The following is a 14894-nucleotide window of genomic DNA, read 5'->3' on the forward strand; positions in this document are numbered from 1 at the left end:
CCGTTGCTCTATGTCCTATTTCCACCTCGTGCTGGGCTACCTTCCGTTTGTCGGCATTGTGCTCGGCTTCGTGCTGCTGTTCTGGGGGCAGGGCCGCGGGCACGTCGGGTACACGAAGGTGGGGCTACTCGCGCTGGCTTTTGCGGCGGTCGCCGTGGTGCTGGCGTGGCTCACGGGCGGGCAGATTAGCCAACCGCGGGTGCATTACAGCATCTCGCCCGAATTGGTCAGCCATCACGTCACCGCCGCCCGGACACTCCTATGGGCCGTTTGGCTGAGCGGTGGGTTTTCGCTGCTTGCCTACGCGGCCATTACCCGGCGTCACCGCCGCTACGAACGCCTTCTCTGGACCGCCCTGGGGCTTTCGTTCATCACCCTTCTTTTGCTGGCTCAAGTGGTTTACTGGGGCCGACGCCTGCATCCGCCCGGCTCCGAAGTAGACGAAAATACGCCCACGGCGCTGGCAAAATGAGACAGAAGGCGCATCGCATCAGGTCAGGGTCGATGTTTGCTTCAGGAAGCATCACCCGTTCTATAAGCCGTAAACGCTCTCTTTAGACATTATACCGTATACGGTCCGGTTTATCTCCACAAAACAACCCCCATTGCATGCCTAAGAAAATCGTCGGATTTGGAGAGATCATGCTCCGCCTCACCCCGTTCCACCTGAACGAACGCCTGGTCCAGACCAACGCCCTGCAAAAAGCCTACGCCGGCGCCGAATCGAACGTCACGGTGGCGCTGAGTTGCCTGGGACAGGACACCTGGTTTGTGACGACCCTCCCCGACCACGCACTGGGCGACGGAGCCATCAACTCCCTCCGCGAGTTTGGGGTCGACACACGGCTGGCACGGCGCGCGGGCAAACGGATCGGCACGTACTACATCGAACACGGAGCGGCCATGCGCGCCAGCCGCATCATCTACGACCGGGAAAATTCGGCCATGGCGCTGGCCCCTCCCGAAGCGTACGACTGGTACCAGATTCTTCAGGGCAAGGACTACTTCCACACCACGGGCATTACGCCCGCCCTTTCGGCGGCGTGTGCTACCGCCACAACGCAGGCCATCCGTACCGCAAAATCGCTGGGGGTGCAGGTGAGTTTTGACCTAAACTTCCGCCGAAGCCTCTGGACGCAGGATGAAGGGCGGGCCGTTTTGCTACCGCTGATGGAACACATCGATGTGCTGTTTGCCAACACCGGCTCGGTGGCCGACGTATTCGCCATTGGCGGCGACCTCCCGGCCGACTGGCAGGGGCAGGTGGAAGCCACGCGGGCCGCGGCCGAAGCACTCTACCGGACGCAGCCTTTTCCGCTTATCGCCCTGACCGTACGCGAACACCTGTCGGCCTCAGAAAACGGCTGGGCGGGCCTTCTGTACGACGGCAACCGGTTCTACGAAAGCCGGAAGTACCACTTCCACATTGTAGACCGCATCGGGGGCGGCGATGCCTTCACGGCGGGAGTACTGCACGGGCTCTGCCGCGGGTGGGACCACGCCAAAACCATCGAATTTGCGACAGCCGCGTCGGCGCTGAAGCACACCATTCCCGGCGATTTAAGTTTGTTTTCAGAAAACGAAGTGCTGGAAGTCGCGGAAGGCGATCACTCCGGGCGCGTTAAACGCTAAGTCATGTCACGTCACCGTACCCTGCAAACCATTCTGGACGAAGGCATCGTCGCTATCATCCGGCAACCTCGCCCCGACCCCGTGCTGCCCATCGCCGACGCGCTTTTCGCGGGGGGAGTGCACACCATTGAGGTAACCATCGGAACGCCACAGGCCCTCCGGCTCATCGAACAACTGGCTGCGCAAGCCCGCTTCTGTGTCGGCGTCGGTTCGGTCATTGACGCCGCAACGGTCGACGCGGCCGTTCGGGCCGGTGCCCGGTTCATCGTTACGCCCGTTTCGAAACAGGAGGTCATTGCACGCGCCCATCACCATGACGTGCCGGTCTTTTCCGGAGCGTTCACGCCGGGCGAGATTCAGGCCGCGCACGAATGGGGCGCCGATGTGGTCAAGGTGTTCCCGGCCGAGATGTTCGGTCCCGCGTACCTGAAGGCCGTGCGGGCACCCCTGCCCCACCTGCGGCTAATGCCCACCGGAGGAGTCACGGTCGAAAACGCCGGGGCATGGATTCGGGCGGGGGCCTGCGCGCTGGGCGTGGGGAGTACACTTACCGACCCGAAGGCCATCGCGGAAGGCAACTTTGCGTTGCTGACAGAACGCGCCCAACAACTGCACGAACAGGTTCGGCAGGCCAGGGCGTAAGTCCTGTTACTCTGCCGACGCGTGGACCGTCTGTTTCACGCCTTCGGCCGGTGAAGTGGGCGTACTGTGGAATCGCTGTTCGAATTTGCTGCTGTCGAAAATGTAGTCGCGGTCGTACTGGTACATCATCTCGTGCATCTCTCGCATAAACGGCACAAACCAGCCCATCACCCCGATGAGCCAGACCGGCAGGGCCAGCACTTTCGGGCGTAGCCCCATCTCCTTCGCAAAAAGGTCGACCCACTGTTTGCCCGTCAGGGCCTCGCGGCTCGTGGGCACGTGCCACACCTGGTTGTAGGCGTCGGGCGTCGTGGCCAGCAGCGCGGTGGCTTTGGCGGCATCGGGCGTGTAGGTAAACGTATGCTTCTTGTCCAGCGGCCCGAACCAGGTCGCCCGCTTGCGTTGCAAAAGCCCTTTGTAGACCGTCTCGACCAGAACGCTTTTGTCGTTCTGCGGGCCGTAAAAGTCGGCCGCGCGGACAATCATCGCGGTGAGGGCGCCCGCCTCTACGGCATCGAAAATCATCTTGTGCAGCCGGGCACGGACTTCCCCCTTTTTACTTGTGGGTCGGTGCGGCGTCTCTTCCGTCATGCGACCGAGCGAATCGCGGTCGTACATGTAGACGTTGTCGAAAAACACCAGTTTGGCGTCGTACTCTTCGCAGGCGTCGATCACGCTGCGCATCAGGCGCGGCCATTTCTCGCGCCACACGTCGATGTTGTAGTCGAACCCCACCAACAAATACACCACGTCCGATCCTTCGACCGCGCTGGCGACCGCGCCCGGTTTCGACAGGTCGGCCGGGAACAGTTCGTCGGTCGGATTGATTTTCTGCGGATTGCGGCTCACCAACCGAATCTTGTCGGTGTAGCGGCTCAGTTCTTTGGCCAAGGGCACGGCGATGGTGCCGCCCGCCCCGAGGATGGTATGCATGGTATCAGGCGAAGAGGTATACGAGCATGAAACGTTCTGGTGATGCGCTGCCGCCGCACGGTTTTCAGAAACCGGCCGGTTATTTCATCACTTCGATGGTGTTGAGTTCGGGACCGCCCCCCTGGTTGGCCGAGCCTGCCGCGATGTACACATCGCCCTTGTAAAGCACGGCTTGTGTGCCGTGCCGGCCGGTGGTCAGCGAGTCGAGGGTCAGCCACGTTTCGGTTTGCAGGTCGAGCGCTTCGGTCTGGCTGTGGGCCAGCTTCTGCGGGCTTTCGCCCCCGATGATGACCGCCCGCCCATCGAGAGGAACGGCGGTGCAACCTGCCCGCTGCGTCGGGATGTTGGCCGTAGCCGGGAGCGTGCGCCATTCGCCCGCTCCGAAATCGTAGACGTCGACTTCGGGGATGGTGGTGTCGAGTACGTGACCGGTACGTGCGGTGGAGTTTCTGCCCCCGGCCAGCACCAACTGATCGCCAATCACGGCGGCCTGTACGTGGTCGCGCGGACGGGGGGCATCGGCGAGCCGCTCCCACGTGTTGGTTTGCGGGTCGTACTCGTCCATCCAGGCGACGTGCCCGTCCCAGTGTCCGTCCTGAATGCCGCAGATCACGTAGATCTTGTCGTTGTAGACCGTCGCGGCCGCGGCGCCGCGCCGACGTCCTTCGGGCACGGCTGCGCCCTGCCGCCACTGGTCCTGTTCGGGATTGTAAATGTAGATGTTGGGCACGGGGTCTTCGTGCGGATACGGCCCGGTCAACGCCCCGACCACGTAAATTTCGTCACCGTAGGTCAAGGCCTGAAAGTGGTGCATTTCGATGGGCATCGCCGCTTTCTTCTCCCAGCGGTTGGTAGCCGGATCGTACATCTCCACCACCTTGTCGCCCCGCCCGCCCAGCAGGTAGAAGCGGTCGCCGACCCGCGCAAAAGCATTTTCGCTGCGAACGTCCGGCAGGTTTTGGGTATCGATGGCTTCCCAGTGGCGTTCACGCTCCGAGGCGCATCCGGACAGCCAAAGGACCAGCAGCGCAACGAGCAATAAAGGTTTGTTCATGGTGGAGTGAGATGAGAGGTGTGCGAATGAGCCTTGGGTAAGAAGGCAGGTAAAAATAGCGCAAATCTCTCGTCCGACTACACTCCCCGGACAAATTCAGACGCCCGCTCGGCTACTCGGTAAACAGCGCATAGGGCGACAGTTTTGCATCCGCCGGGCCGCCACCCGTTGTCGCCATGGTCGCATTCGGGATGATGACGGTAAAGGTGGTTCCTTTCCCGAAGTTCGAATGTACCTGAATCTGCCCACTAACGCCCTCCAGCGACGTGGAGACCAGATGTAACCCCAGCCCTACGCCCTGCGCCTGGCCGGTGGCGCGGTAAAACATCTTGAAGATGCGCTCCTGATCTTCCGTCCGAATCCCGATGCCGTTGTCCGTAAACGTGATGACCGCTTCTTCCGGCGTGGTGTGGTACCCGATTTTCAACAGGTGCGTGTTTTTGTTCCGATCCTGGTATTTCAGGGCGTTGGACATCAGGTTGCGGGCGATGGTCCGCAGGTGAAACGCATCGGAATAGAACGGATGCTTCTGTTCGCCTTTGAGTGTGACGTCCACTCCTTCGAGGTAGATGGCGGCCTCGAGCGACAAACGCACGTCTTCCAGCAGCGCTCCCAGGTCGATCAGGTCGGGCTGCAAGTCTTTGTGGCGCACGCTGATCAGGCTCAGCAGTTCGGTCAGGAGCTGGTCCATCTTCAGCGTGGTTTTGTCGATCATCCCCAGGTACGTCTGGTGCGGTTCCGGGGCAGGCACGGGCCGGATCAGCGCCATCAGCCCCCGCAACGACGACAGGGGCGCACGCAAATCGTGGGTAGCACGGTACAGGAACTGTTCCAGGTCCTGCTTGGTACGCTCCAGGCTCCGGTTCGACTCTTCCAGACGGAATTGCAGCTTCACCAGGCGTGTTACCAGCCGATGGGCCAGGAAGTAAAAAACCGACAGATACCCCAGGTCCTTGACGAACGATGCTATGAAGGAGTACATATCCCACCATTGCCCGTCTGTCCACATGCCGCGGGCCACGGTACGGAGGACGTCCATCACGATAATAAAGCACAGGGCTGCGAGTGCCGTAGGCAACAGCAAACGGTGCGCCTGCGACAAATGAGGGCGAATTTTCATGCCAAATACGAGCGTGGAAAAAGCCTGGCCCGCAAAGCATACCTCCTTGGGTTTCAGCGCATTGAAATTACTTAAAAGCCAACGATACCGTTCAGATAATACAAAAGCCTCAGCGCAGATCAAGTAATATCCAGCGGATGTAATGTACAGAAAATCAACTACCTGCACGTGTAACATGGTCATTTAAAATAAAATCAGCGGGATGATGCCTTACGGGCAAATCACAGAATTTTCCTGTTTTCGTATATTTTCCAACGCCTCCGGTCAGGCAAAGGCCTTCGCCCATCTTTTGGCCTCCAGCGGCAGGTAGATTCTCCTGAAAATGATCGGGAAGACGAGCAGCGTCAGCACCGTGGCCGTGATCAGTCCGCCGATGACGACGATGGCCAGCGGTTTCTGGGTTTCGGAGCCAATGCCGGTCGAAAGCGCGGCGGGCAACAGCCCGATGGCCGCCATGGTCGCCGTCATCACCACGGGGCGCACGCGGCTCTCCACCCCGGCGCGAATGGCCTCTTCGAGCGGCATGTGCAGGGCCAGGTTTTTCTTGAAGACCGAAATCAGGATCACGCCGTTTTGCACGCAGATGCCGAACAGGGCAATGAAGCCGACGCCGGCCGAGATGCCGAAAATGGTGCCGGTCACGTGCAGGGCCAGAATGCCGCCGATCATGGCGAACGGCACGTTGAGGAGCACCAGTCCTGCGTCGCGGGCCGTACCGAAGGTGATGAACAGCCAGAAGAAGATGGCGATCAGGCTGATGGGCACCACTTCGGTGAGGCGTTGCGTAGCCCGTACCTGGTTTTCGAATTCGCCGGTCCACTGAACGCCGTAACCTTTGGGCAATTTTACGGCCTGGGTGACGCGCTCTTTGGCATCCTGAATGGTACTGCCCAGGTCGCGCTCCCGGACCGAAAACTTCACCCCGATGAACCGCTGGTTGTTGTCCCGGTAGATGAACGCCGGACCGGTCGCGGTGCGGATCTCCGCAATTTCCTTGAGCGGAATTTTGGTGCCTTTCAGCGTGGGGACCATCAAGCGGGCAATGGCGTCTTCGGAGCGGCGGTAGTCTTCCTGGTAGCGCACCCGAATGTCGAATTTCCGTTCTCCTTCGTAGAGCTGGGTCGCGGTTTTGCCGCCGATGGCCATTTCGATGACCGCCTGCGCATCGGCCGTGGCCACACCGTAAACCGCCATTTTCTGTTGATCGAGTAAGATGGAAAGCTCCGGTTGCCCCACGTTGCGCAAAATGCCCACGTCTTTGATGCCCTCCACGTCTTTGATCTGCGCAATCACGTCGTTGGCAAGCGCATCGAGCGTACCCAGATCAGGCCCGAAAATCTTGACCGCGTTGGAGGCGTTGATGCCCGCCACAGCTTCGGCCACGTTGTCGATGATGGGCTGCGAGTAGTTGTAGACGATGCCGGGATACTGCCGCAGCTTGGCGTCCATTTCTTCGATCAGTGCGTCGACCGAGATGTCGCGCTGCCACTCTTTTTTCGGCTTCAGGTTCACCTGACACTGCACGTAGTAGAAGCCCGAGGGGTCGGTGCCGTCGTTGGAGCGTCCGGTCTGCGACAGCACGCCGTTCACTTCGTCGAACGAATTCAGTTCCCGGCGCAGAATGCGGACCATTTCGGTGGTTTCGCGCAGGGAGCTACTCATCGGCAGTTTTGCTTCTACCCACAGCGCCCCTTCGTTCAGTTGCGGCAGAAACTCCGTGCCCAGGAATTTGGCCGAAAAGCCCGTCAGCACCAGCAATGCCAGCGCCGCGACCAGACTCGCCGTGCGGTACCGGAAGCAAAATTCGAAGGCGCGCATGGTGACGCGGTTCAGCCATATCACAAACGGATTGTGTTTTTCTTTTACGTTTCGCTTCAGCAGGATCGACACCAGCACGGGCACCAGCGTCAGCGTGAAGAACAAGGCTCCCAACAGGGCAAAGCCGAGGGTCCAGGCCAGGGGTGAGAACATTTTGCCCTCTACTTTCTGAAAGGCGAAAATGGGCAGCAGCGCGGTGATGATGATCAGCTTCGAGAAGAACACGGCTTTCCCCATTTCCGTCCCGGTTTTGCGGATCAGCCCCAACTTGGTCAGGCGGTTGAAACGCGCCATCCCTTCCTGGTGGGCCTTGTGGTCGAGGGCCACAAACAACCCTTCCACCATCACCACCGCCCCGTCGATGATGATCCCGAAGTCGATGGCTCCCATGGAGAGGAGGTTGGCCGACATGCCGCGCAGGCGCAGGCAGATGAAGGCAAACAACAGCGCCAGCGGAATGATGATGGCCACAATGACGGTGGTGCGCCAGTCGGCCATGAACAGAAACACGATGACGGTCACGAACAGAATGCCTTCGGTCAGGTTGCCCAGCACGGTGTGGGTGCAATACGCCATCAGGTTGTCGCGGTCGTAGAACGTCACCATCTTCACGTCGGAGGGCAGCACCTGCTCGTTCAGTTCCGTCACCTTCGCTTTGACGCGTGCCAGCACTTCGCTCGGATTTTCGCCCTTGCGCATTACCACAATGCCTTCCACCACGTCGTCGTTGTCGTCCTGCCCTACCTGCCCCACGCGCGGCGCGCTACTTTCCCAGACGTCGGCCACGTGCCGCACCAGAATGGGCGTGCCGTCCAGGTTCTCGATGATCACGTTCTCGATCTCCGGGATGTTGTTCAGCAGTCCCAACCCACGCACCACGTACGCCTGACCGTTTTTCTCGATCACGTCGCCGCCCACGTTCACGTTGCTGCGCGCCACGGCCTGGTAGACTTCCAGCGGTGTGATGTCGTACTTCTGCAAACGCGCGGGGTTGATACGGATCTCGTAGATCTTTTCCTGCCCCCCGAACGCCACCACGTCGGCCACGCCGGCCACGCTGCGCAACTGCCGGTCGATCACCCAGTTCTGGAACGTCAGCAATTCCCGCGTGTCGCGGTCGGGGCTTTCCAGCGTATAGCGGAAAATTTCGCCGGTCGGGCCGTAGGGCGGCTGCACGTCGGGTTCGGCTCCGTCGGGCAGCCCCACGTTGCGCAGCATGTTGTTGACCTGCTGGCGCGCAAAAAAGTCGTCCACATCGTCTTCAAAAATGATTTTGATAACCGACAGGCCGAACATGGTCGAGGAGCGGACGTTGGTTTTCCGTTGCACGGCGTTCATGGCGACCTCGATGGGCATTGTCACGAAGCGTTCGACCTCTTCGGCACTGCGGCCGGTCCACTCGGTCACAACGATGATCTGCGTGTTGGTTACGTCCGGAAACGCTTCCAGCGGCGTATGCAGGTAACTGAAGATGCCCCCGACGACCAGCAGGCCCGTCAGGAAGAAGGTAAAGAATCGGTTCTTCAGCGAAAACCCGATGATGTTTTGAATGAGCTTATGCATCTGATTGTCAAATGGCAAACTACAAATTGATTTCAGGGAGTGAGCGGAGTTATGAACCCGCGTGTTAGCGTCGGAGCATGATGCGGCCGCGCGTGGCTGGAGCGACGTACCCCGTTTCGTTGGGCGATGCACTTGTCAACGTGGTACGGCTGGCGCTAATCATTGAGGGCGTCGTAGATCATGAGTTGGTACCGGGAGATGACCTGTTCACCGGGGCTGAGGCCGCGCCGTACGAACGCCTGTCCGTCGAGGGTGCGGTCTACTTCCACCTCGCGGGTTTCTACCTGGCAACGGTCGCGGTACAGCATCACGAACGAGCGGCTTTTGTCGAAGATGACGGCCTGCCCCGGAATGGTCGGTAACTCCCGGTTTTCGGCGTAGCGGATCGTTACGTTGGCAAACATGTCGGGCTTCAGACGGTAGTCGGGGTTCGGCAGACGGATGCGGACTTTCATGGTGCGCGTCAGCGGATCGAGCACGTTGTAGACCTTATCGACTTTGCCCGTCAGGACCTGATCGGGGTAGCTCAGCATCACCACGCGTGCTTCGAAGCCCTCGCGCACCCGCGCGATGTCGGTTTCGTACACGTTGGCCACCACCCACACTTCGTTGAGTTGCGCGATGGTGAACAGCTTGTCGGCCTTGTCGGAGCGGATCTGCATGTCGTGGTTCACGTTTTTCTCCACCACAAACCCAGCGATGGGCGCTTTCAGCACGTAGTCGGAGCGCTTGCCGATGGTGTAGATCTTAAAGACTTCTTTCAGGCGATTCACTTCGCCCTCGGCCTTCTCGAATTCGCGGCGGGCCGTGATCAGTTCGCGTTCGGACGAGAGCTGCCCCTGGTAGAGGTCTTCGGCCACGTCGAGGTTTTTCTGCGCGATCAGCAGGTTCGACTGCGCCGCGATCAGCTGCTGCTCGTATTCGGCAATCTCCCCGCTCTTGATCACCGCCAGCGTCTGGCCCTTTTCCACGTAGTCGCCCAGTTGCACGTTCACTTCCTGCACGTAGCCCCCCACCAGCGGAAACACGTCGATCACCCGGCTTTCGTCCGGCTCGATGCGGGCCGTCAGCCGCAGTTCGCCGGGTAGCGCAGTCAGTTGCACCGGGCTCACTTCCAGGTGCTTCATCAGCGTATCGGTCAGGCAAAACTGGTCGTCCCTGCGGCCATCCGCCGTAATTTCCTTGTGGCAGGAAGTCAACGCCACCGCCAGGGTCAGCGCCCCCAGCACCCCGTAGGTAAACCGGAGGGCGCGGCGGGTGCGCCGGGGATAGGCCGGGGTGCGGGGTGCGGAATGAGGATACACCAGCGGTTCTTCGGCAAAGAGGCGCTCGGTAGCGACCTGACGCATCAGGTCGGCAAACAATCCATTACTTAGTCGTTTCATCGTTGAAGAGGGTTTTACCGACCACGTAGTTCAGTTCTTCGTAGGCCCGGATGCGGTCGTTTTCCAGGCGGTAGAGTTGGAGAATACTCTCCTTGTAGCTTTCGTAGAAATCGAGGAATTCCAGGAGCGTGACGTTGCGCTTCTCGAAGTTTTGCAACACGCCCTCCTGCAGCCGGTCGAAGTCGTCGGCAAACGAGGGATCGATGTTCTGGTAGCGCGCTTCGGTCTGGTGTACCTTCTGGTAGGCGGCCACCACTTCGTTTTCGAGGGTAAGCTGGTGGTGTTCCAGGCGGCCCTGTTCGGCGGCAGTCAGCGCTCGCGCCATGCGGATGTTGCCCTGATTGCGGTTCCAGAGGGGTAACGTAATCCCCAGCGTTACGCCGGTGTAGTGCGGGAAGGCGCTCCCGATGCGGTCGTAGACCAGCCCCGTGGTCAGGTCGGGCACCGCCATGGCGCGTTGCAGCGCATGGTCGGCCTGTCGCAGCTCCACCAGCGTGGCCTGCCCTTTCAGGTCGTAGCGGTATTCCGACGCGGTTTCCATGCAAAACGCCAGCGACTGCGCGGCAGCCCCCCGTTTGGCGATGCGGTACCGGTCGGTATCGACCACCGGACGGAAGTCGGTTTCGCCGCCGCGCCCCAGCAGAGTCCGGAAGTCGCGCTGCAAATCGGCCAGTTGGTTGAGCGTTTCGGTCCGCTCGTTTTCCAGTTGAAAGAGAAACGCTTTGACGCGCGTGAACTCCTTGAGCGAGAGGTTGCCTTTTTTCTGTTGCACCTCCATCAGCGCGACCGTATGGCGCAACGAACCGATCTGATCGTTGTACAGCGCCAGCGAGGCCTGCGTGAAATGGAGTTCAAAAAACGTTTGCCGCAGTGCGTAGCGTAGCGAACGCAACAGGTCGTAGAGTTCGTATTCGGTTTGGCGGGCGCTCAGTTCGGCCACACGCACCCGGTAGCCCCGCTTGCCCGCCAGCGGAATCAGCTGCTGAAGTTGCACGGCCTGCTGTGTGGCGGTCGGCGAGTTAACTTCCAGCACCCGTCCGGTGGTGGGGTTGTAGAGGTTGTGTTCGAGGGAAAGCTGCGGGTTGTCCCACAGTTTCTGCTGGACGACCTGCGCACGCGCCGCTTCGATCTGGTAATGCCCGGCCAGGAGCATCAGGTTGTTGGTCTGAAACAGTTGCTCGGCCTGCGCCAGGGTGATCGGCTCCGGCACACGCGCCGTTCCGGTTTCCTGCGCCCGGAGCACACTCCCGGTGAGGCCTGCACAAAGAAGAAAAAGAAATTGCCAGTTCATGGTTGAATGATTTCACTGGCAAAGCACACACCGCAGTATTAAAGGGACATAAATGACAAATTAAAAAAGGCTTAAAGGCGCAAAATTAGGCCTAAAAAGGTACAGGCTCGGGTTCTGAAGCGTACCGCGCTTCTACCGAACGGCCCGCCCGACAACGGGACTCCGAACGGAAATCTGCCGAGGATGTCTGGTGTTATTCTATGCCTTCGCGCCCTTTAATCTTGCATGGCCGCCCCCTTCCGTGTAGGATACGACCTCCCGCAAAAAGCAAAAGGGTGACTCTAAGAGCCACCCTGGTTCTACCCTCCTTGGGAGGATTATGTTCGGGGAGAACTACGCTTTTACGAGTGAGGAGTGGGAGATTGGTTCAAGCGTGGGTAGGGTAGAACGATGAGCACTGGGCCGAAGGCGGGCGGGCCGCATCAGGTTGCGCAAGACGCGCCCCACCATCCGGGGCGTTAACAGACGTGCCGGAGGGGCCAGCAAATTCAGGACTTCTGCCAAGGTTTTGCTGACCAGGGGATCGGTGTGGGTAGCACGGTGTACCCACGAGAGGTAGGCATTGATCAGGCCAGTTCCCCAACGCCGGGGACCGGTTGCCTGAGGATAGCGAAAATCTTCTCCGACGGCCGTTTGCCAGGGGATATCAATGAGCTTCGCGATACGTTGGAAATAAGGTTCTGCGATATTCCAGAGATCCCCCTGCCGCTCCTGCAGCAGTTCATCCAGCGTAGCCGCCTGCAACAGGGCGGAAGTCATGCCTTGCCCATAGATGGGATTGAAACTGCAGACGGCATCGCCCAGCACCAGATAGCCCTGCGGAAAGCTGTCGAACTTTTCGTAATGACGACGGAGGCTGTACGGAAATTTGTGGGTAAAGAAGTCGGAAAGCGGCTCACACCGACTCACCAGACTGTACAGCTCCGGCGTCGGCAAGTTTCTGGCAAACGCCCTAAACGCCTCCTCCTGGCAGGGAGCGTGGTCGCCGTGCCAGCCAAAGAGGGATACGATCCACCGGTCGCCCTCTACCGGAAACGCGGCCCCTCCGCGCCGCTCGACCGGTGCATGGGGGGTACTTGCGATCCAGCTCGGCAACCCTGATGTTTTAGGCTGACGTCGGTACACACGGGTCGTATAGCCTGTTCCACAGCGCACCTTCACCTCCTGTGGCGCCGCGTACCCTATCTGTTCGAGCCATTTTCCTGAACGGGAACCTCGTCCGGAGGCATCTACGATCAGATCGGCCTTCCACGTGAACGTCTCGCCGCTGGGTGACGTCACCCGTACGCCCATCACCTGTTGCTGCAAGAGGTCTGGCACCAGTCGCTCTGCTGAATAACCGCTCAGCACTTCCAGGTTTTTCAACGGCAGTACCCGCTCCCGGACTTTCCACTCCAGAAAAGGACGGCTGGCAAACAGCACCTGCTTTCCTAAGCTAAACGGAGCCCGATAGCCGCCGTACGTGTGCCAGATCATCGCGTGTCCCGGGTCGCCGACCGTAGCACCTTCGGCGTTGAGTTCGGCCGACAACCCGGGGAAATAGCGTTGCAGCAATTCCAGCCCTCGGGCCAGCAAAATATGCGCATGGTTCGCCTGGGGTTGCCCTTTGCGCGACTGAGGCAGGGCAGAGAGCGAATCGCGCTCAATCAGGTAGACTTTTGTAAAGTGGTCGGAGAGCACCCGGGCAGTAACTAAGCCGGCGATGCTGGCACCAATCACAATGGCAGACTGGTTTTGTGTGAGTTCGGTCATTTCTTCCATCGGTTTATGCAACCCCTTATCATGCAACTTGCGCTGGCCACCCGGGCGGTCTGCAGAGGTCGTCCTGTTGCTTGCGGCCGATTTGGTCGTCGGAAGCTCTGGCGAGGCAGTTCCCGCCGTTTTCCCGAATCGGCATGCTTGCCGCACGTTACTTAACGCTGCCTCCTGACCGCGCCCCGGGTTTCGGAGGAATGCAGGCGGCGGGCCGTCTGTTCGTCTGATCATCGTCGGCGTGATTCTACCTCACGTAACGCGTCCGAGGGCCGTTTTCTGAAAAGTTGCCCGGAAGAGGCAGCACACGTTGCACCGCCTCTTTCGGCAACGGGTTGCACGTTACACGCGCGGTTTAGCTGTTTTCGTTTCGGGGACCTCCTGCGTTTGCTTGGAGTAGGTGGGGCAGTACCGCACACCACAAGCGCTTACGCTCATCACCACGACCAGCGCGATCCAGATCTTTGCTTTCATAATCAATGTGCTGTCGAGGCGAAAACTTAGTTTCCGGTTGCTGCGACGAAGAAGTTTTTAGCCGGTCCGCCGCCCTGGCCGAGCACACTGCCCCGTACCTTGTTGTCGTTCGAGAAGAAGTACAACGGACTACCCTGGTAAGCCAGTTGAGGTCCCAGGTCATCTTCCCGCGTCACGACCGTGAAGTCGCTGGCTTTTAAGGAAGACGGAATGACCGGGTTTTCTACCGCTTTGAACGGCGGCCATACGGTGGCACAGCCGCCCTTGCAGTTGCTGATGCCTTCTTCGTCGCCGGTCGTGTGGTACAAGCTCACGCCCCGGTCGTCCGTCAGGTACACCACCGGATCTTCGCCTTCGGCGACCGATTGCCGCCCTACCAACACCGTGTAGTCGGGTTTGGCGACGTGAAATACTCCGTTGCGCCCGTCGCCCAGAGTTTCGGCGGGCGCTTCCAGCACCCCATCGCCTTCGGGAGAGAAGTAATATAGAGGCCACCCTTTGTACGTGAGTTGCTTTTGGCCATCTTCGCGCGTGATGGTAGCAAAGTCGCTTTTAGACAGCCCCGCGCCGAGTTTCAGGTCGTAAACTTCGCCCAACAGCGGCGGCCATATTTCCGCACAACGACCGTTGCAAGTGCTTTCGCCGGTTACATCGCCTGCAAAGAAATACAACGACTGCTGGTTCTGGTCGGCCAGCACATTAGTCCCGACGACCTGGATTTTGAGTCGGTCGTCCTCCAGGTCTTCCTTTTCACAACTGGCCAGCATGCCGAGCACCAAAGCGGCCCTAAACAACGGTTTGAGATAATTGAGAGAAGAGTTCATGAGTTATTGAATTTGATTTGAAATGAGCATGTGAAGGAGCGCGAAATCAGGTCCTAAACAGACCGACTTCGCAAATGAAGTATGAAAGAGCATTGCTACGGGCACGAAGCCTCAACCCACCTGATAGCGGGGCCGTTTTACGCCGTAGAGAAGGCTTTTATCAGAAAAATTCGAACCAGTGGTGCGCTACCATTAGCGCGATCGAAAACTACATTTTAGTGGTACCCTCCCACTACCGGTCGAGGTGGGCCGCCTGCTGCCACGCAACGAAGGGTGAGCGCCCCCCTCGCCACGTGCGCAGGTCTTATGCAGCCAACGGTTAGTAGTACTGAGTAGAGCAAGCCAAGCCGGAAGCATTTGTGCTAAGTTCAGCATACAGGCGCTGTAATTCGCTGAAGACCGATTT

General features: G+C 59.5%; 12 protein-coding genes. 3 read left to right on the top strand and 9 right to left on the bottom strand.

Features of this window, described 5'->3' with window-relative positions:
* The first annotated feature begins 10 nt into the window (after positions 1-10).
* The 3 genes from BLR44_RS13680 (at position 11) to BLR44_RS13690 (ending at position 2274) form a co-directional block, all read left to right on the top strand.
* Complete coding sequence (locus tag BLR44_RS13680; RefSeq protein ID WP_089682739.1) at positions 11-472, top strand: hypothetical protein; 462 nt, start codon at positions 11-13, stop codon at positions 470-472.
* Between the two features lie 137 nt (positions 473-609).
* Positions 610-1632, top strand: a complete 1023-nt coding sequence (locus tag BLR44_RS13685; RefSeq protein ID WP_089682741.1) for a sugar kinase — start codon at positions 610-612, stop codon at positions 1630-1632.
* Positions 1633-1635: 3 nt separating this feature from the next.
* Positions 1636-2274 (top strand): bifunctional 4-hydroxy-2-oxoglutarate aldolase/2-dehydro-3-deoxy-phosphogluconate aldolase, encoded by a 639-nt coding sequence (locus BLR44_RS13690; protein WP_089682743.1) that lies wholly within the window; start codon positions 1636-1638, stop codon positions 2272-2274.
* A 6-nt stretch (positions 2275-2280) separates the two neighbouring features.
* On the opposite strand, the gene BLR44_RS13695 is transcribed toward BLR44_RS13690, so the two are convergent.
* The 9 genes from BLR44_RS13695 to BLR44_RS13730 all read right to left on the bottom strand — a co-directional run bounded on the left by BLR44_RS13695 (position 2281) and on the right by BLR44_RS13730 (position 14488).
* Positions 2281-3207: an NAD-dependent epimerase/dehydratase family protein gene (locus BLR44_RS13695; RefSeq protein WP_089682745.1), complete on the bottom strand. Its 927-nt coding sequence runs from the start codon at positions 3205-3207 to the stop codon at positions 2281-2283.
* A gap of 79 nt (positions 3208-3286) precedes the next feature.
* Positions 3287-4261, bottom strand: coding sequence for a Kelch repeat-containing protein (locus BLR44_RS13700; RefSeq protein ID WP_089682747.1), 975 nt, complete (start codon positions 4259-4261; stop codon positions 3287-3289).
* A 112-nt stretch (positions 4262-4373) separates the two neighbouring features.
* The gene (locus BLR44_RS13705; RefSeq protein WP_176956036.1) at positions 4374-5381 is read right to left on the bottom strand and encodes a sensor histidine kinase; all 1008 of its coding nucleotides are present in this window, start codon (positions 5379-5381) and stop codon (positions 4374-4376) included.
* A 264-nt stretch (positions 5382-5645) separates the two neighbouring features.
* Complete coding sequence (locus BLR44_RS13710; RefSeq protein ID WP_089682751.1) at positions 5646-8762, bottom strand: efflux RND transporter permease subunit; 3117 nt, start codon at positions 8760-8762, stop codon at positions 5646-5648.
* Positions 8763-8917: 155 nt separating this feature from the next.
* Entirely contained in the window at positions 8918-10147 is a 1230-nt protein-coding gene (locus BLR44_RS13715) for an efflux RND transporter periplasmic adaptor subunit (protein WP_245706056.1), read from the bottom strand.
* Entirely contained in the window at positions 10131-11438 is a 1308-nt protein-coding gene (locus BLR44_RS13720; RefSeq protein ID WP_089682753.1) for a TolC family protein, read from the bottom strand. Before BLR44_RS13720 ends, BLR44_RS13715 begins: the two co-directional genes overlap by 17 nt.
* Before the next feature lie 333 nt (positions 11439-11771).
* Complete coding sequence (locus BLR44_RS13725; RefSeq protein WP_143017280.1) at positions 11772-13190, bottom strand: FAD-dependent oxidoreductase; 1419 nt, start codon at positions 13188-13190, stop codon at positions 11772-11774.
* 342 nt (positions 13191-13532) lie between these two features.
* Positions 13533-13664 (bottom strand): hypothetical protein, encoded by a 132-nt coding sequence (locus BLR44_RS29270; RefSeq protein ID WP_262482286.1) that lies wholly within the window; start codon positions 13662-13664, stop codon positions 13533-13535.
* A 26-nt stretch (positions 13665-13690) separates the two neighbouring features.
* Complete coding sequence (locus BLR44_RS13730; protein WP_089682757.1) at positions 13691-14488, bottom strand: hypothetical protein; 798 nt, start codon at positions 14486-14488, stop codon at positions 13691-13693.
* Between the last annotated feature and the right edge of the window lie 406 nt (positions 14489-14894).

It is taken from the genome of Catalinimonas alkaloidigena, assembly GCF_900100765.1.
Classification (GTDB): Bacteria; Bacteroidota; Bacteroidia; order Cytophagales; family Flexibacteraceae; genus Mooreia; species Mooreia alkaloidigena.